Source organism: Acinetobacter sp. SM34 (assembly GCF_022012365.1).
In the GTDB taxonomy this organism is placed as follows: domain Bacteria; phylum Pseudomonadota; class Gammaproteobacteria; order Pseudomonadales; family Moraxellaceae; genus Acinetobacter.
This window is the reverse complement of sequence record NZ_JAKLTP010000008.1, coordinates 49996-69053: the sequence shown is the minus strand read 5'-3', so window position 1 is coordinate 69053 and position 19058 is coordinate 49996. Positions and strand designations below refer to the sequence as shown.

General features: G+C 43.7%; 17 protein-coding genes and 1 riboswitch. Of the genes, 8 read left to right on the top strand and 9 right to left on the bottom strand.

The features are described from left to right. Positions 1 to 4: 4 nt before the first annotated feature. A complete protein-coding gene (locus LZZ98_RS08525) occupies positions 5 to 1807 on the top strand; it encodes an ABC transporter ATP-binding protein (RefSeq protein ID WP_237787478.1) in 1803 nt (600 codons plus the stop codon). Positions 1808 to 1936: 129 nt separating this feature from the next. Here LZZ98_RS08525 and LZZ98_RS08520 read toward each other — a convergent pair whose 3' ends face one another. From LZZ98_RS08520 to LZZ98_RS08505, 4 genes are all read right to left on the bottom strand, one after another. After that, positions 1937 to 2893 (bottom strand): hypothetical protein, encoded by a 957-nt coding sequence (locus tag LZZ98_RS08520; protein WP_237787477.1) that lies wholly within the window; start codon positions 2891 to 2893, stop codon positions 1937 to 1939. Next, complete coding sequence (locus tag LZZ98_RS08515; RefSeq protein ID WP_237787476.1) at positions 2890 to 4227, bottom strand: glycosyltransferase; 1338 nt, start codon at positions 4225 to 4227, stop codon at positions 2890 to 2892. The genes LZZ98_RS08520 and LZZ98_RS08515 overlap by 4 nt, the downstream gene beginning before the upstream one ends. Before the next feature lie 391 nt (positions 4228 to 4618). Further along, entirely contained in the window at positions 4619 to 5335 is a 717-nt protein-coding gene (gene phoU, locus LZZ98_RS08510; protein WP_237787475.1) for a phosphate signaling complex protein PhoU, read from the bottom strand. 94 nt (positions 5336 to 5429) lie between these two features. Next, complete coding sequence (locus LZZ98_RS08505; protein WP_237787474.1) at positions 5430 to 6782, bottom strand: TolC family outer membrane protein; 1353 nt, start codon at positions 6780 to 6782, stop codon at positions 5430 to 5432. A 277-nt stretch (positions 6783 to 7059) separates the two neighbouring features. On the opposite strand from LZZ98_RS08505, the gene LZZ98_RS08500 reads away from it, so the two are divergent. The 7 genes from LZZ98_RS08500 (at position 7060) to LZZ98_RS08470 (ending at position 13812) form a co-directional block, all read left to right on the top strand. Next, the gene (locus LZZ98_RS08500; protein WP_442862702.1) at positions 7060 to 8127 is read left to right on the top strand and encodes a hypothetical protein; all 1068 of its coding nucleotides are present in this window, start codon (positions 7060 to 7062) and stop codon (positions 8125 to 8127) included. Positions 8128 to 8218: 91 nt separating this feature from the next. Beyond that, a riboswitch (TPP riboswitch) is annotated at positions 8219 to 8351 on the top strand. 110 nt (positions 8352 to 8461) lie between these two features. Further along, entirely contained in the window at positions 8462 to 10357 is a 1896-nt protein-coding gene (gene thiC, locus LZZ98_RS08495; protein WP_237787472.1) for a phosphomethylpyrimidine synthase ThiC, read from the top strand. Between the two features lie 77 nt (positions 10358 to 10434). Beyond that, positions 10435 to 11055 carry an NUDIX domain-containing protein gene (locus LZZ98_RS08490; RefSeq protein ID WP_237787471.1) on the top strand — a complete coding sequence of 207 codons (621 nt, stop codon included), beginning with the start codon at positions 10435 to 10437 and terminating at the stop codon, positions 11053 to 11055. 10 nt (positions 11056 to 11065) lie between these two features. After that, the gene (gene cpdA, locus LZZ98_RS08485) at positions 11066 to 11875 is read left to right on the top strand and encodes a 3',5'-cyclic-AMP phosphodiesterase (protein WP_237787470.1); all 810 of its coding nucleotides are present in this window, start codon (positions 11066 to 11068) and stop codon (positions 11873 to 11875) included. Between the two features lie 209 nt (positions 11876 to 12084). Continuing rightward, the gene (gene dksA, locus LZZ98_RS08480) at positions 12085 to 12612 is read left to right on the top strand and encodes an RNA polymerase-binding protein DksA (protein ID WP_086174133.1); all 528 of its coding nucleotides are present in this window, start codon (positions 12085 to 12087) and stop codon (positions 12610 to 12612) included. A gap of 4 nt (positions 12613 to 12616) precedes the next feature. Next, positions 12617 to 13534 (top strand): tRNA glutamyl-Q(34) synthetase GluQRS, encoded by a 918-nt coding sequence (gene gluQRS, locus LZZ98_RS08475; RefSeq protein WP_442862701.1) that lies wholly within the window; start codon positions 12617 to 12619, stop codon positions 13532 to 13534. A 53-nt stretch (positions 13535 to 13587) separates the two neighbouring features. Next, complete coding sequence (locus LZZ98_RS08470; RefSeq protein ID WP_237787469.1) at positions 13588 to 13812, top strand: zinc-ribbon domain-containing protein; 225 nt, start codon at positions 13588 to 13590, stop codon at positions 13810 to 13812. Positions 13813 to 13835: 23 nt separating this feature from the next. Here the strand turns inward: LZZ98_RS08470 and ftsW are convergent, their stop codons facing one another. From ftsW to LZZ98_RS08445, 5 genes are all read right to left on the bottom strand, one after another. Continuing rightward, positions 13836 to 15032, bottom strand: a complete 1197-nt coding sequence (gene ftsW, locus LZZ98_RS08465; RefSeq protein ID WP_237787468.1) for a putative lipid II flippase FtsW — start codon at positions 15030 to 15032, stop codon at positions 13836 to 13838. 21 nt (positions 15033 to 15053) lie between these two features. After that, positions 15054 to 16400 carry a UDP-N-acetylmuramoyl-L-alanine--D-glutamate ligase gene (gene murD, locus LZZ98_RS08460; protein WP_086174137.1) on the bottom strand — a complete coding sequence of 449 codons (1347 nt, stop codon included), beginning with the start codon at positions 16398 to 16400 and terminating at the stop codon, positions 15054 to 15056. A gap of 162 nt (positions 16401 to 16562) precedes the next feature. Continuing rightward, complete coding sequence (locus tag LZZ98_RS08455) at positions 16563 to 16814, bottom strand: DUF6587 family protein (RefSeq protein ID WP_237787467.1); 252 nt, start codon at positions 16812 to 16814, stop codon at positions 16563 to 16565. Positions 16815 to 16865: 51 nt separating this feature from the next. Then, entirely contained in the window at positions 16866 to 18725 is a 1860-nt protein-coding gene (gene feoB / locus LZZ98_RS08450; protein WP_237787466.1) for a ferrous iron transport protein B, read from the bottom strand. Next, positions 18722 to 18982, bottom strand: coding sequence for a FeoA family protein (locus LZZ98_RS08445; RefSeq protein WP_086174140.1), 261 nt, complete (start codon positions 18980 to 18982; stop codon positions 18722 to 18724). Before LZZ98_RS08445 ends, feoB begins: the two co-directional genes overlap by 4 nt. Positions 18983 to 19058 lie beyond the last annotated feature (76 nt).

Genomic DNA, 19058 nt, shown 5'->3' with positions numbered 1-19058 from the left:
GCATATGAATTTATGGCACTTATTCCAAAAACTGCGCCCTTTTGTACGGCCATATCGCTTACTGGTCATCGCCACCCTAATTTTAACCCTGATTGGTTCCCTCACGGCTCAGGTCAATGCACTGACCTTACGCTATGCAGTCGACAGCATTAACCGGCTGATTGAATCTGGTCTCGGACTGGCTCAAGGCTGGCATATTCTGCTCACCATCTCTGCCATTTTATTGGGTAAAGAAGTTTTGAATGCCGTGGTTCAGTTTGGACAAAAATTTTATGGTGAAAAGTTACGCATTTTTGTTTCGCAGGACTTGGCCCAAGGCATCATTGAAAAATTCCTGACCTATAGACTGGCTTTCTTCAATGAAGACAACAATCAGGCCGGTAAATTACAAACCCGAATCGACCGTGGCATTGGCTCACTTACCCGGCTAGTGCAAATCTTTTTTATTGATATTTTGCCGCTATTTACCAGTGCTATTGTGGCACTGGGACTGATGTTCTATGCCAATGTCTATGTGGGTCTGGTCGCGCTGTGTATTGTGCCGGTCTATTTCTGGCTGACCTATATCCAGGCACAAAAACTGGGAGGATGGCGGCGTAAATTACGTGATGGCCGGGAGAAAAAAAGCCAGGGTATTCTTAGTATTATTAACTCAATTACCGTGATTAAATCCTTTAACCGCGAGTCGATCGAATCGGACAAACAGCTCAAACTGCAAAAAGAACTGACCGACAACCAGATGCAGACCCGGCAAACCAGTTTTTTGTTCGACGGCTTAAAGACCTTTATTGAACAGATTGGCATTGTACTGATTATTATCCTGACCGCTTATTTTGTGCTGGATGGACAGATGAGTATCGGCATGATCATGTATCACGTGCTGTTATTTAATAATGTTTCAGCCCCGATTCGCTCGCTGCATCGGATTTATGATGAAGTGAATGATGCCATGATTTATTCGGAAAGCTTCTTCAGGATTCTGGAAGCCGATCATGAAATCGAGCCTAGTGGCAGCCAAAAACCGGTGATTAGCGGCAGTTTTGAACTAAAAAATGTCGAATTCTATTATCCCAATGGTCATCATGCCTTAAAGAATATCAATATGCTGATTCAGCCGAATAAAATCACTGCCTTGGTTGGGTTATCAGGTGCAGGAAAATCGACATTGATTAGCTTACTCGATAAATTCTATCAACCGGCGTCCGGACAAGTGCAACTCGATGACATCAATCTGGAAGACATTGATACCCAATATCTGCGCGATCACATTGGTCTGGTATTGCAAAAAAACCACATTTTTCAGGGTTCAATTTTTAACAATATCCGTTATGGCAAAACCGATGCCAGCCTGGAAGAAGTCATAGAAGCTGCTAAAAAGGCGTCTATTCCCGAGCAAATTTTGCAGCTCCCCCAAGGCTATGATGCCGATGCTTTACAACTTTCTGGCGGCCAGCAACAACGGATTGCCATTGCCCGAATGTTCCTGAAAAATCCACCGATTATTTTTCTGGATGAACCGACGGCCAGTTTAGATGCGATTGCTTCCGAGCAAATCAAGCACAGTCTGGATCAAATCAAGCAAGGACGAACTGTGATTATCATTTCACACAGTTTGTCGCAGATTATTGATGCCGATTACACCTATGTGATGAAAGAAGGTCGCATCGCCGAGCATGGCGAACACGATGCGCTTTATCATCAGGGCGGTGTCTATAAGGAAATTTTTGATGCGATGGCCAAGAGCCTGAATATTGAAAAGATTGTCAAGACCTTTGAAGAAGATGCCGAAGAAGAAACACATAGCTAAATGCCTAGAATGAACAGCATTTTCATCCTAAGCATGATCCATATAGAAAGGTCTTATCCAAAAACAATTTTCCTCTAGTCAAAAAATTTGAAGAAGATCGATTGATGACCTTCACATATTGGGCATAGATTAAAAACTGATAATCCATTCACCCCTGATATAGCGATAATTGTAATCTGGACCAGAGTAGGACGCGCTACGATTATAGCCAGCATTCATACGAATAAATTGCGATCCGTGAACGGGACTTTGCACATTCAGTTCAAACAGTCGAGTTCCTTGACTCGGATCATCGTTAATTGTTTCACGCCCAAAGCCTGCGGTTAAACCGGTGGTCCAGCCCGCAAAACGCTGACGCCAACCCATGGCCAACATCCCCTCTTCATAGTCATGAGGATTAAAATAATAACCGGCCACATCAGCTTTGCTACTTTGATAAGTTCTGTATCGAGCCTGAAGGGTAAGCCCCAAGTCTAGTGAAGGCTGGTAGATCACTTTAATGCGTCCATGGTCACGGCGATTATCATCTGAAAAAAATTGTGATCCTGCGAGCCCTACCACGGTGACATGCTCACCTAAGCCCTGATCCACTGCCGCACCAACAAAGGTAAAATTCGTTCCTGCATCCAGTGCAGGTTTGGTTTCTACCCAATCCCGATTGGCAAACAGCTCTATAGCTGTCTTTTTGGCTAATGCAGTTCGATAACTGCCATCAAAGGTAAATAAGCTATGATCATCTTGCGTGAAAATGCCTGCATCTACAAACCAACCATTCGCTGTAGCAGAATCAATCTCGCGTCCAATAAATGAAATTTTTTGACCATCTCGACGCCAATCTTCAGCTTTATACTGATAAGCACTGGCACGTACCCCTAAGTAATGATCAGCATTTTCATATTGAGGCAAAAATTCTGCCGATAACTTACGGGTTTGGAAGCCTTCGCTATCATCACTAAAAAAGAATTCCGTTCCAGCTGCACGTTCATTTTGAACTTGATCATCCGGTAATGCATTTGCCAAACTGCTGGTACTCATGCCGATGAGCAAAGGAACAACAACATACATACTGGTTTTCTTGTTTTTCATTTTGTTCCCCATGTTTTTCGTGTTCTCAATAATTCATCCAAGTACCCTAAAATACTGGCAGGCTGTAATAAGAAACTGTACGCAAGAACATACAATAAAAAGCCGCTGAAGTTTTTTCGTACTTTAAGTTCCAGATCATCAAACATTCTACGTTCAATCGAGTAATTTAATAGACCGAGCAAAAATGCCATAGGTAACAATGCCAGGGTCATAATACCGACAATCCAGTAGTGTCCAAAACATGCCAGAATGATTCCTGGTATAAAGCCAAAGGTGAATGCGATGTCTAACCAAGGGAAAACCAGGTTCCAGTAAATAAAAAACGTGGATAATCTTGGTTTAATTAAAATAGTGGGATGTTTGATAAATGCTTCGATCATACCGCGTGCCCAACGCTGACGCTGTTTAACAAACACTTTAAGCGTTGTGGGTGCATTGGTAAACAGACAAGCATCCTCACAATGTCCCACACGATAGCCTGCTTTCAACAATGCCCAGGTGAGTACAATATCTTCACCAACGCATTCAGGCCATCCACCTACCTCAATCAAGGCATTGCGGTCATAAATAGAGAAAGCACCTTGGGCCACCAAGGTTCCCTGATATAGGGACTGCATACGTTTGGTCGCTGAAATCCCCAGAAAATAGTCCCATTCCTGAGTTTTGGTCAGCAAATTGGTACGAGAGTTACGCACCAGAATCTTACCCGCAACCGCACGTGTGTTGGGTGGATCCGCTACATAGCGTTCCACAATATTGATTAATGCAACACGATGTAAATAAGAGTCTGCATCGACTGTAATCACCAAATCATGCTGAGCAAGTTTCAGCCCTTCATTTAATGCGTGCGCCTTACCTGCATTTTGTTTTAAATCCAGTAAAGTCAGCCAAGGAAATTTTGCTTGTGCTTTTCGAACAATATCTGCAGTTTCATCCTGAGAACCGTCATTAATCACAATGACTTGTAGGGGACCTGGATATTTTTGCAGACCGATACTGACCAAAGTGTCTCGTATTGAGGCAGCTTCATTATAGGCAGCCACCAGCATGGTAATGCCAGGATAAGAAGGCAATGGTTGGCGCTTAGGCCTTCTATCCATCATTAGGCTTAATGCCGCAAATGAATTCATAAATCCCGGAATAATGGCAATCCCATAAATCAGGAAAACAGCCCAAAAATAACCGATATAGCTGCTGAGATCATACATCCAGTTCTGGGCAATCCATATGGAAAATACTGTCCAGAAACAGGCACCGATGAGAGCGACAATAAACTTTAAATGCACAGAAAAGTAAATTTGAGAGACTTCTCTTTTACTGTCATCAATGATCATGAATGTTCTCTAAATATTTCACGTAATAAAAATTTGTGCAGAATTATTTTTCGTAAAGTCTGGGAGTGTTGCAACAGATCATGACTTTATTTACATAAATAGATTTTTATAAACCCATGAAAATCATTATTTCGCCAAGAGCAAACTTTACTTTTTTGTTAAAAACAATCTGCATTTTGTATAATAATATATCATTTTGTATATTTTTTGATAAATAAGTCACACTTTTTTGAGATAATTTGTATTGCTTATTTCAAGTTGTTGTTTTTATGCATTCTAGTCATAGAAGTTTTTAAATGAATGGGGCTATTAAGCCAACCCACTGATAAAGAAATTTTTGAAACAAAAAAGCCTGCAAATCGCAGGCTTTTTATTGTGATTAATTTAGTAATTAACGTTGAACTTTTTGTTCAATCTCTTCCACACTGGTATGGCGTACATCCAAACCTTTGACCATATAGATGACCTGTTCGGAAATATTGCGCGCATGGTCACCAATCCGCTCCAAAGAACGCAGTACCCACATGACATTGATGACCCGTGAAATATGACGCGGATCTTCAATCATGTAAGTCATTAAGGTACGGGTCGCAGACTGATATTCACGGTCAATGTCGGCATCAGCTAGCAAAACACGTAAAGCCTGATCGACATCCAGGCGGGCAAAGGCATCCAGCGCATCATGAATCATGACCCGCACCTGATTGCCAATATGACGGGTTTCCATATAGCCGCGCGGTGAACTGCCCTCTTCACATAAATTCTGGGCAATTCGGGCAATTTTAGCCGCCTCATCACCAATACGCTCCAGGTCGGTATTGGCTTTAGACATGGCAATCACCATACGCAAATCAATCGCGGCAGGATGACGGCGTGCCAGAATCAGAGTCAAGGCTTCATCAATTTCAGTTTCCAGACGATTGACCACATTATCCTGAAACTGCACATCCATCGCTAAAGTGGCATCGGTATCCAGCAAGGCATGAATACCATTGGCCACTTGCTGTTCCACTAAGCCCCCCATGGTCATGAACTTGGTATTTACATCTTGCAAATCTTCATTAAATTGCGAAGAAATATGGTGATTTAACACCGGATTATTTGGCAAGGGGCATACTCCACAACAGCGATTTTAAAATGAATGATCTTGTTCAATATTAAAACATATCTAATATGAAACTTTCATGACAAAAACCGCAAGATTAGCTGGCTGGCTTGAACGACTTGTCAATCAACCAGGCATTCATTTCTTCCAGGTCTTTTTCGGTCAATTTACCGACCGATGCTTTTAAACGCAGCACATTAATTAAATAATCATATTTTGCATTTAAATAATCCTGTTTGGCAGAAAAAGCATTACGTTGGGCTAACAGCACATCGACCATGGTTTTTAAGCCTTCCCGATACTGTGCTTGTGAGGCCCGAGAAACCACTTCTGAAGAATCCATTGCCGCTTTTCGTGCCTGTAATTTGGCTTGATCGGTTTCCACCTGCATATAAGATTTTTTCACATCAGTATTGGCCTTGCGAATCATGGCATCCAGCTGAGATTCACTTTTTTTCACATTTACCGCTGCTTTTTGAATGGACTTTTGCGTTCTTCCACCAGTATAGACCTTCCAGTTCATCTCTACGCCAACCTGATCAAACTGGCCATCACTGGAAACCACATTTTGCGGTGATTGTTTGGCATAACCATAGGTACCGACCGCCTCAATTTGAGGATATAAGGCCGCTTTTTCTACCCGTTTCTGGTCTTCTGCATAATGCTGTTGTATACGCGCCTGCTGAACGGATAGATTCTGGCTCAGTGCCAAAGCTGTCCAGGCATCCAAATCCGTAGGATAGGGTTTCTGAAATTGAAAGTCATCTCTGAGTACGGCCAGATTCTCTTGATAGGGTCCAATTAACTGGGCCAGCTGTTCCTGTGCCAAAACCAATTGCACATGCGTGGCTATCCGGTTAGCCCGGGCACTTTGATATTGCGCATTGGCCTCACTGACATCGCTTTTTGCCACCAGACCTTCTTTTAATTTGGCATTCATGACATTGAGCTGTTCAAACAGGGTTTTTTCTTCTTGCAGATTGGCCACAGTTAAACTCTGCTGACGCAATACATTAAAATAACTTTCAGAGACATTTAAAATATGTTCTTGGCACTGTAACTGTAAAGTGATTTCACTCAAACTGACCGAAGTCTTGACCTGCTTTAAACCTTCCCAGGCATCCCAACGGAAGATCGGCTGGCGTGCTGTGATGGCAATTTGTCGAGTTGTGGAAGATGAAGCTGCAAATGCATCTGAGGGAAAACCTGGAATACTGCTGTCACTGGTCTGCTGACTTTTACGTGCCACATTTCCAGAAATAGTGACTGTTGGCAGCAAATTCCCTTTGGCAATGCCTAAATTGAGTTGATCTGCTTCATATTGTAAAAGATTGGCTTGCCAATTTGGATCGCTGTTTTTTGCCCGTTGATAGGCTTCCACCAAATCCAGAGCATGCCCCCATGTGCTAAACAGCAATGCACACGCACCAATGACTACTTTAATATTCATTTTTTTATAGTAAATCCCTACTAGACTAGCGACCATCCATAGACACGCATATTTATAATAAAAGCTATGTAATATTAAAACGATCTTCTCAACTTTCCGTATGATTTTTATTAATTTTTACAATCTGCACATGCGATTTCGATCCATCTCCATCATACTCGTCAATGATCACAGCGCGTAACCAAAACCCTGCACAATACTACACAGACAAAAACTTTTTCAGTTATAAAATATCCAGACACCCTACAAATCATTGCCGCATGTACCCCGATATAGAATGACTGTGCCTTTAAAAACAAATTTTTCTGTTAAGCAATGCTTTCCCTTTTTTATTTTTATCCTTCTGTTCGGGTGCCAAAAACCCGAGCCTCAACCTATCCCAGAACCGGTACAAAAACAATCACAACAAGATGAAACGGTAGATTTATCGTTATTATGCAAAAATCTTGAAAAAAACATGCTGGCTATTAATGCAGAACGCACCACTTTTGCCCTAGAACAAATTAATCAGGATCTCAAGTTATGCTTGCCGCTGTCTACCTTAGCAGAACAACAACATTTATTAAAACTGTCCAATCAAATGTACAACAACTTCCTTAGCGTGGATAGAACAGCTGCTCAGCAAGCTGCTTTCGAAGAGTATGCTTTTGATTTATCTCAGCATCCGACCATTCAACAAAACCTTTTTGAACAACTGACGTTACGTGATCAATACTTATTAAAACATAAAGGACAAGCTTATATTGAACTGTTTGATAGCGGTAAGGGCCGGGTCAATTATCGCCGCAGTCCCGAATATTTAGCCCGAATTTTTGCCCCTTATATGCCACCAGCCGAACAGGTCTTTATTGAAAACCTAGCCACACAGAATATGCTGCCGGTATTGTCAGAGCATATCTTAATTGTCGAACCGCATGAGATTGCGTCTCGGGCCTTATTTTGGGAAGACTATTTACATCAATATCCTAAAAGCAGCTATCGTAAAGATGCCGAATATCTGTTGCAGATGTATACCCTGTTTTTATTTAAAGGCACCAAAGACTCTCCGGTTTCGGACAGTTATATTGACAAGTATGCGGTACAAAGCAGTTCGCTGGATGAAATTGAAAAACTGGCAGAGGTCAAAAACTCGCATTTATCCACTCAAGCCACAAAATTTCTGCATTTTTTACAATTATCTGAACAGCAACGCCTCAAAGAGATTCCTGTTCAACTCAGCCTGCAGGAACAGCAGTCCCAAACTGAAAATCAACTGGCTGTTAAACAGCTGGATCAGTATCTGGGCTTGGCAAATCTTAGTCTTTCCAATCCACGTGACTGTTTTAGTGATGCAGTCTGTCTTTAAGTCTTTGTTTTCTATGCATGATCAATAAAACCACTGAAAAGCGATATTTTATGTGAATGTTTTTTACTAGTACGGCATGTTAAGATTGACGCATAGCTTGACGGAGCGCGAGTAATAACTTGCTGAGATCACCTAAATTCTATATGCAGATATGGCATTTGAGGGTGAGTACCGTTGAACCTGATCAGGTTAAGACCTGCGTAGGAATCAAGCCATCAAAAAACCTAAGCCCTCAATTTATCCATGTTAATTCTTTCAATGAATTTACCTGGATAAAGCAGCCACGTTTTTGGTCGTGCTTGATTCGTTGATGTCATTCACAAGGATCACCGCAATGCACCAATTAACGAATCTCTCTGCAACTGATATTTCTGCTCAACATGAGCAAGATGCTAAAGATCTCACCCGAATTTTGCCCGCTTCCCAAAAAGTCTATGTTCAAGGTTCACGTAGCGACATTCAGGTTCCCATGCGTGAAATTGCATTGACCGAAACCCCCACCGGTCTGGGTGGCGAACACAATCCTGCCATTATGGTCTATGACACTTCAGGGGTATATACCGACCCGAACGTTGCCATTGACCTGAATAAAGGTTTGCCCAATGTTCGTGAAACATGGATTGAGGAACGTCAGGATACTGAACGTTTAGAGACCCTGAGCTCTGCTTTTGGACAGGAACGCCTGAAAGATATTCGCACCGCGGACATCCGTTTTGCCCATATTCAAAAGCCGCGTCGTGCCAAAGCAGGTAAAAATGTCACTCAGATGCACTATGCACGTCAGGGTATCATTACCCCGGAAATGGAATATATCGCCATTCGTGAAAACCAGCGCCAGCAGGAAGGTGTGGATGCACGCCAGCATGCAGGTCAAAACTTCGGGGCCAAAAATCTGACTGAAATTACCCCTGAATTTGTGCGTCAGGAAGTAGCGGAAGGCCGTGCCATTATTCCGGCCAATATTAACCATCCTGAAATTGAGCCGATGATTATCGGACGTAATTTCCTGGTCAAGATCAATGCCAATATCGGCAACTCCGCACTCGGTTCCAGCATCGATGAAGAAGTGGCGAAAATGACCTGGGCGACTCGCTGGGGTGCAGACACCATCATGGATTTATCGACCGGCAAGAATATTCATGAAACCCGCGAATGGATTATCCGTAACTCCCCTGTTCCAATTGGTACCGTTCCAATCTATCAGGCGCTGGAAAAAGTCGATGGTGTTGCCGAGGACCTGACCTGGGAAATCTTTAAAGACACCCTGATTGAACAGGCAGAACAAGGCGTGGATTACTTCACCATTCATGCCGGCGTACTTTTACGATACGTGCCGCTGACCGCAAATCGACTTACCGGAATTGTGTCACGTGGCGGTTCCATTATGGCGCAGTGGTGTCTGGCACATCATCAAGAGAATTTCCTCTATACTCATTTCGATGAGATCTGCGAAATCATGAAAGCCTATGACGTGTCCTTCAGTTTGGGCGATGGTTTGCGTCCGGGCTCTATTCAGGATGCCAATGATGAAGCCCAATTTAGTGAACTGCGTACTTTGGGCGAGCTGACCCATCGTGCCTGGGAGCATGATGTACAGGTGATGATTGAAGGTCCGGGCCATGTGCCGATGCACATGGTCAAAGAGAATATGGATCTGCAACTAGAAGTCTGTAAGGAAGCACCTTTTTATACTCTGGGGCCTTTAACCACCGACATTGCTCCGGGCTATGACCATATTACTTCAGCGATTGGTGCTGCCATGATTGGCTGGTACGGTACCGCCATGTTGTGCTATGTCACACCAAAAGAGCATTTAGGCTTGCCGAACAAGAAAGATGTCAAAGACGGCATTATCACCTATAAAATTGCCGCGCATGCAGCCGATTTGGCCAAGGGACATCCAGGTTCACAAGTACGTGATAATGCCTTATCCAAAGCGCGTTTCGAATTCCGTTGGGAAGATCAGTTCAATTTGAGTCTGGATCCTGATACTGCACGCAGCATGCATGATGAAACCATGCCGAAGGAAGCACATAAGTCCGCGCATTTCTGTTCCATGTGTGGTCCTAAATTCTGTTCCATGAAAATCACCCAAAATGTGAGGGATTATGCGAAAAATCAAAGCAATGTGGAGCAAAGTCAAGAACAGGATACAGAGATTGAAGCAGGTTTGAGTGCCATGAAAACCAGCTATCATGAACATGGTCAAAAATTGTACCATAAGCTGTAATTCTGAAAAAAAAATCTTTTATTTTCATGAAATTCTCAGTTAGGATGAATGTATGCTTTTCATCCTGACTGAGCTATATGAATATTATTAGACAAGCCACATATAACAGCGACCAAGTCAAAATTCAGTCCCGTGAATATCTTTTTCGTGGCTTCATTCAGGTTGAAAAAGTAAATCTCAGCCATCGTTTATTTAACCAGCGCGAATTCACCCCAGTCATGCAACGTGAACTGATTCACCGGCCTGAAGCTGCGGGTGTGCTGATTTATAATGATGCGCAGCAAAAATTTGCCCTGATTGAACAATTCCGTGTCGGTGCGATGGATGATGCAGATTCTCCGTGGCAACTGGAAGTAATTGCCGGAGTACTTGATGGCAATGAGTCAGCGGAAAGCTGTATACGCCGTGAAAGTCTAGAGGAATCCGGCTGTGAGATTGATCAGTTACAGCATTTATTCAGCTTTTATCCATCGGCAGGTGCCTGTTCCGAACTGTTCCATTTATACAGTGCTGAAGCACATCTTCCTGAACAAGGCGGAGTTTTTGGCATGCCGGATGAAGGAGAAAATATTCAATTGCACATTATTGACTATAGGGAAATAGCTACTTTAATGAGCAATGGTCGCTTAAAAAATGCGCCGGTCATTATGGCCTTGCAATGGTTGCAACAACATATTAAAACAACAAGGAATGTCTAAGGAGTCAGACATGACTTTATCCAACAATAATCAAGACCAGCAAGACTGGACCATTATTCAGATTTCAGACACACATCTCATGAATCAGGAAGATTTAGAATTTGTGCATATGAATCCTGAGCACAGTTTTCATGCAATCATCAAGCAAATTCAGCAGCACTATCCGAATACCGATGCCATTATTCATACCGGTGACTTGGCTCAAGTCCCGGTCGCAGAGACCTATAGCCGTTACTTATCTTTTATGCAGGCGCTGGGAATCCCGTTTTATCAGATTCCGGGTAATCATGACGACCTGGATCTTTTCCCTTTCTACCAAAATAAGGACGAGGCGCAAGCCATTCATTTTGGTAAATGGAGCTTTGTGCTATTAAACAGTGCAGTACAAGACCGGACCGATGGCTGGATTGAACAAGAGCAACTGCAACAACTGGATAGGCTTTTAGCAAAACTGCAACAGCAATTCGTGATCGTAGCATGTCATCATCATCCCTTTGAAATGCAATCAAAATGGATTGATCAGCACATCCTGAAAAACACTGAAAATTTAACTGATATTTTAGCCAAGCACAGCAATGTCAAAGCGGTTATTTTTGGTCATGTGCATCAGGATTCGTGGCATGAATGGCAGCACATCCAGTTTTTTTCTACCCCATCCACCTGTGTTCAGTTCAAACCCTTAAGTGAAGATTTTGCCCTGGATAATGAAGCTCCAGGTTTTCGTGTCCTGCATCTGAAAGCCAATGGTGAACTTGAAACCCAAATTTACCGGGTTCTAACAGCACGACAACAAATTAATAGTGAAATTTCAGGTTATTAACTTTTCATTTTGTTTTTTTTCTATTACTTTATGCCTTCTAAAGGAAGCATGGTCGATAGAATCCAAGCATCAAAGACTATCTAAAAGCACAAAAAGTCTATATGATGACGACCCTCGAAGGAAAATCTCCTTAGGGTTGGATAAAAACACTTGCATATCACCATATTTTTTGCGTATAGATAATACGTATATGATGAGGAATGCCCTATATGGCGAATGACAACCAAAATCAAGTCTTGGACGAACAAACTGATGTGGTAGATGAGAAATCTACCAAACGCGTGCGTAAAACGAAGCCAAAAGCGTCAGAAAGTGGTTCTACTGCTAGCTTATTTGGTATTGCACCTTATCAGCCTAAAAAAAATGAAGAATACATGTCTGAAGGACAACTTGAGCATTTCCGCCAGATTTTACTGGCATGGAAAGCTGAACTGATGTCTGAAGTAGACCGCACCTTAAACACCATGCAAGACGAAAATACAGCTTTGCCTGATGTTAATGACCGTGCGACACAAGAAGAAGAGTTTGCTATTGAACTCCGTACTCGTGACCGTGAACGTAAGCTGATTCGCAAGATTGAGCAATCCATCGAAGCGATTAAAAACGATGATTACGGTTTCTGTGAAACTTGTGGTATTGAAATTGGTCTGCGTCGTCTTGAAGCACGTCCAACTGCAACCCTTTGTATTGACTGCAAAACGCTAGCAGAAATCAAAGAGAAGCAAAATAACGGTTAATACTGTGTTAAGTAATCCCTCCCTGACCCTCCCTTTAAAAAAGGGAGGGAAAGCTGAAGAGAATTACGTGGGTCGGTTTGCGCCATCGCCAACCGGCCCTTTGCATTTTGGCTCACTCATTACCGCTGTGGCCAGTTATTGCGATGCACGTGCCCATCAGGGTCAATGGCTGGTTCGGATTGAAGATACCGACATTCCCCGCATTTACCCCGGTAGCGAAGCACATATCCTGCACTCAATCGATGCTTTTCAGTTCACACCTGATGCCGAGATCATTTTCCAAAAAGACCGCCTCGATATTTATGAATCTGTGATTGAGCAGCTGCATCAGCAAGGCTGGGTCTATGCCTGCCAGTGCACCCGTAAAATGCTCGGTTCCAATCATATCTATGCCGGGACCTGCCGAGATTTAAATCTGCCTTTTGAGCATCAAGCCATCCGTCTGAAAGTATCGGATCAGGCCATTTGCTTTACTGACCGTTTACAAGGATCTCACTGTTGCAACCTGCAACAAGACCTCGGTGACTTTGTGCTGAAGCGTCGTGATGGCATTATCAATTACCAGTTGGCAGTCGTCGTGGATGATTATCTACAAGGCATGACCCATGTGGTTCGCGGTGCCGACCTGCTGGATAATACCGAACGGCAAATCTGGCTCGGTTCGCTACTGGGTTATCGCAAACTTGAATATATGCACCTGCCTTTGGCGATGAACGATCAGGGGCAAAAACTCTCTAAACAGAATCTGGCGCAAGCGCTTGACCTCAAGCGTGCCCCTGAATTACTACAGCAGGCCATTCGCGCTTTGCATCAGCCAGAAGTTGATTTAGACACGCCAGAAAATATGCTGAAACAGGCTATTGCTCAATGGAATATTGAATTAATTCCACATACAACCGAGCTACAAGGCAGCTATTTATAAAATCCAGATTAGGATTAAGCTAAAAAATCTATATCAAAAATGGCAGGCTGAAGATGTTTTTTATATTTGGCATTGGTCCTAAAACCAAGGTAGTGGAGAAAAGTCAGTTTCTTTGTCCAGTCTGCAGAACACGCAGCGCTTATGAATTGAAACAGCAATGCAATTATTTTTCTTTATTTTTTATTCCACTGATTCCCCTTTCAAAAGCCAAAGGAGAATTTGTGAAATGTCTGCATTGTGGAACTGAAATGCCAAGCACGGTACTGAACCATGCTTAGCCAGATTGATTGCCAGCTTTGGGCTAGAAGCTGGATTCTTCTTTGCTTGGATTGGCCTTTTGTGTGGTGGCATCAATCTTCAAAATCAGGCTGATCATCACTGCACACATAATTAAAGATGAACCCCCATAACTAATAAACGGCAAGGTCAAACCTTTGGTCGGCAGCATGCCCATATTCATCCCGGCATTTACCAGGATTTGCAGCAAGAAAATAATACTGATGCCATAGGCCAGATAACCTGCACGCAAGTATTGGTGCTGCAAGGCACGGTGTCCGATTTTGATACAGCACACCACCATCATAAAGGACAAGATCAATACCGTACTGATCCCGAAGAAGCCGAATTCTTCACCTAAAATAGCCAACATAAAGTCAGTATGTGCTTCAGGCAGATAAGACATTTTCTGGATACTATGACCCAGTCCTACCCCCATCCATTCACCCCGACCAAAGGCCATCAGTGCATTAGACAACTGATAACCGGTTCCCAAAGGGTCTGCCCAGGGATTGGTAAAGGACAGCGCGCGCTGCAGGCGGTAAGGCTCAAAGATAATCGCAGCGGCCAAAGCGAATACAATCGCGATCAGGAAGAAAATAAACTGAATCGGCGGTGCGCCAGCCAGAAAGAAAATGCCTAAAATCATCAGGACAATAACCGCAGTCGCTCCCAAATCGGGTTCCAGCAGGATTAAGCCTACAGTGATGATCATCACGCCGACTAAGCGGTACAGGCCGGACGCGCTGCTTCTTACCTCTTTGGCACGCCGCACCACATAATCGGCGGTGAAGATCGCCATCATCACCTTGGCGACTTCGGAAGCCTGTAAGGTAAATCCGGCAATACGAATCCATCGGGTGGAACCATTGACCTCGGAACCGGCGACCAATACCACTGCCAGCAGCAGAATGGTCATAATCCACAGTGGAAAGGTATTATTAAACCAGACATTCAATGACACCTTATACGCCAAGAACGCGGCAACAGCGGCCACAAAAATGGAAATGCCGTGTCGGATCACATAGTGAAATGCATTTTCATGTAACCGGTCTGCATAGGGCATCGATGCCGATGCCACCATGATTGAACCAATACACAGCAAAGTGATTACACAAAAAATCAGTACATTACGCGGCGTAACTTCAGCGGGGATTTTCGGTCCCCACTCATTGTAGACCTGATTAATTTTATTTATGGTCGTCTGAGCTAACCCAGCCATACAACTTTCCTTATCGTTCTTTTAAGCCAGTGCATTCACACAATCGACAAATTGATGTCCGCGTTCACTATAACCTTTGAACATATCAAAACTTGCGCATGCAGGTGACAATAACACCACATCATGGGCTTGAGTATGTTGCTGGCATAATTCTACCGCTTCTTTTAAGGATTCGGCATGAATTAAGGTGGTTGTACCTTCAATTGCGCTTTCAATGACGGGTCGATCTTCACCAATCAGCACGGCAACTTTGGCATATTTAGTTAGAGCTTCACGAAGTGCGCTAAAGTCCTGCCCTTTACCTTGACCACCTAGAATAATAGCAACTTTTCCACCCTGTGGCTCAATCGCTGCACCCAGACCATCAATAGCCGCCAAGGTTGCGCCAATGTTGGTGCCTTTAGAGTCATTATAATAACGAACCCCGTGCACTTCTTTGACAAATTCACAGCGGTGCTCTAAACCTTTAAAGGTTTTCAGCGTTTCAAGCATGCTCTCTAAAGGCAGGCCAATCGCCTCCCCCAAAGCTAGGCATGCCAAGGCATTGGCAACGTTATGCGTACCTTGAATGTACATGTCTGAACTTTTCAATAAACGTTCACGGCCACGGGCCAGCCAGATGCTGCCATTATCTTCTTTTAAAATACCGTATTGATTTAAATCAGGTGCATTCAAACCAAAGCTCTGCATTGGTGTGTTATCTGGAACCAGTGGACGGGTCAAAGAATCATCACGGTTATAGACCACTTTTTTCACACCCTGGAAAATGCGGTGTTTTGCCGTATGATAACCAAACATGTCACCATGACGGTCAAGATGATCTTCACTCATATTCAGCACGACTGCCACTTCAGCATTTAAATTGGATGTCGTTTCTAACTGAAAGCTGGATAATTCCAAAATATAAAGTTCAGGATCATCTCTGGTTAAATCCAGTGCCGGACGACCCAAATTACCGCCCACAGCCACTTTTTTGCCGGCATCTTTTGCCATCAGGCCAATGAGTGTGGTTACGGTACTTTTGGCATTTGAGCCGGTAATGGCCACAATCGGTTTATCGGTTGCACGGCGCAAAATCTGAATTTCACTCACCACCGGAATGCCTTTGGCAATTGCAGCCTGAATTTCTGGAATCTTCGGATCAAGCCCTGGGCTAATCACGATTTCTTCAGCTTGTAATAATAGATCTTGATCGAGCTGACCAAAACTGGTTTGCACTGCTGCCGGAATCTGGTCATGCCCGGGTGGTGTCTTTCGAGAATCTGTTACTGCAACGCGGTAGCCATTTTCATGTAAGAAGTTTACTGCTGCAACACCTGAAATTCCGAGTCCTGCAACGACTTTTAATCCACCACGCTGTATTAACATTTTTGCCCCATTTTTTGGTACGTTTTCAAAACTGACAAAATGTTAGCACTTTGCTGTTTTGAATGCTTTTTCTGTTTTGACTTTATCTCGGCTTTTTTGTGTCAGTGCGTAAAAAAACCGTCATAAATGACGGTTTTCAATTTTTTTTCCCGGCAGTAGATTTTATTTCCACTTTACTGCCTGGACTTCAGGTTTTTTCTTGGCAGGACTGTCCGAGGCCGAACAGCCACAACTGCCACCGCAGCCAGAGACCATTTCAGGTTTTAACCATTTTGCCAGAACTGTCCAGCCCTGCTTTTGGCAGCCGTTCGAAAGTGAGCTGAAGACTGAATACGCGGCTTTCGGAAAAACTTTCTTAAACACCACCACAGCACTCCAAATGACCAAAGCAGCCACAATGAGAATTTCAATCATTTCAGTCTCCTTTCACTTGTTTAGCTTTGGACAAAATTATCCAAAGTAAAATTATCCAAAGTAATGTGAAGCAATTTGATAAGTCAGGAATGACATGAGATACGCCAGTCCAAACAGATAAATGGTCATGAAGGTTACGGTTTTGAATGAACCTGTTTCACGCTTTACCGTTGCCAGCGTCGCCAGGCAATGCGGCGCATAAATGAACCACACCAGCAAAGATAAACCGGTTGCCAATGACCAAGCCAAATCACCGCTACTGATTAAGGTCGATAAGCCTTGCGCGACCGCATCATCATCAGCTGCAGACAAGGCATATACGGTACCGAGTGCTGCCACCACCACTTCACGAGCCGCCATGGCTGGAATCAGGGCAATACAGATTTGCCAGTTAAAACCCAATGGCGCAAAAATCGGCTGCATCACATGACCCAGCATACCGGCAAATGAATAGTCAATTGCTGGCCCAACTGCGCCTTCTGGCGCCTGCGGGAAAGTACACAGGAACCACAGTAAAATGGACAAGGCGAAGATGATGCCACCCACCCGTTTCAGGAAGATTTTGGCGCGGTCAAGCAAGCCAATCCAGACACTTTTCACATCCGGAAAACGGTAACTTGGCAATTCCATCAACAAGGCATGTTGGGATTTGTCTTTCTGGAAAAATTTCAGCACAGTCGCCACAATCAGGGCACTGACAATACCTGCCATATACAGCGCGAACAGCACCAGACCTTGCAGGTTGAACATGCCCCACACCATTTTTGCTGGAATAAAGGCAGAAATCAGCAAGGCATAGACTGGTAAACGCGCAGAACAGGTCATCAATGGTGCAACTAAAATAGTGGTCAAACGGTCACGCGGATCGCTGATACTACGGGTTGCCATAATGCCCGGCACAGCACAGGCAAAACTGGATAGTAATGGAATAAAGGCACGGCCACTTAAACCAGCCTTAAACATCAATTTATCCAGCAAGAAAGCTGCACGTGGCAAATAGCCGGATTCTTCCAATACCAAAATGAAGAAGAACAGGATCAGAATCTGTGGCAAGAACACCACTACACCGCCCGCACCGGCAATAATGCCGTCCACCACCAGACTATTCAGCAATGGATGTGCAATATACTCACCCACGGTTTCTCCCAGCCATCCAAAGGCTGCTTCAATCCCATCCATAAATGGCGCAGCCCCAGCAAATACCGCCTGGAAGATAATAAACATCATCACTGCCAGGCTGATTAAGCCAAACACCGGATGCAAGAAAATTTTATCCAGAAAATCAGAACGCTTATCTTCATGGTCAACGAAAACCACCACATCTTTTAGAATCTGGGCAATTTTTTCATGATTTGAACCGGAAATCTTGACATCGCTCAGTTCAGTGTTGGGCGTTCTAAATGTTTCAGCATCTAGCGCGCCCATCAGGTTTTCAATGCCTGCATTACGCACCGCCACAGTTTCCACTACAGGAATACCTAAACGCTGCGATAATTTTTGCGTGTTGATCTGCATGCCACGGCGGCGTGCTTCATCCATCATATTCAGCACAAGCAAAATAGGACGCCCCAGCTCGATCATTTCCAGAACCAGACCGAGATGCAGTTTTAAGTTGGTGGCATCAACCACGCACAGGAAAGCATCCTGATCACCTTCTTCAGCAATTTTGCCCTGCACCACATCACGGGTAATGGCTTCATCCGGGCTGGTCGCATTCAGACTATAAGTCCCGGGCAAATCCAGCACACGAACCGCACGCGCTGAAGGCAAGCTGAACTGCCCAACCTTTCGTTCAACCGTGACCCCCGCATAATTACCCACTTTTTGCCGTGTTCCGGTCAAATGGTTGAATAATGATGTTTTACCACAGTTAGGGTTACCTACAAGGGCAATACGTAGCGCATCACTCATGCAGTGATCCCCTCTTCAATTTCAATTTTTTCAGCTTCAACTTTACGCAGTGCGAAACGGGTAAACCCCACCTGAATCAGAATGGGATCGCCACCAAAAATACCTTTGGTAATGACCTGAACTTTTGTCCCCGGTACAAAACCTAAAGTTTCTAAACGACTCGCCACCAGATCAGTCTGAGCTGTATCACCATCCAAAGTACGATTCACTTTGCTAATAATGGCCGTTTGTTTCACTTTCAAATCAGATAATCGCACCGCATCTAATCCTAAAATATTTCGTACAGTATACAAACAAATGAGAATAATTACCAAGTAAGGTTTGATTCCAATT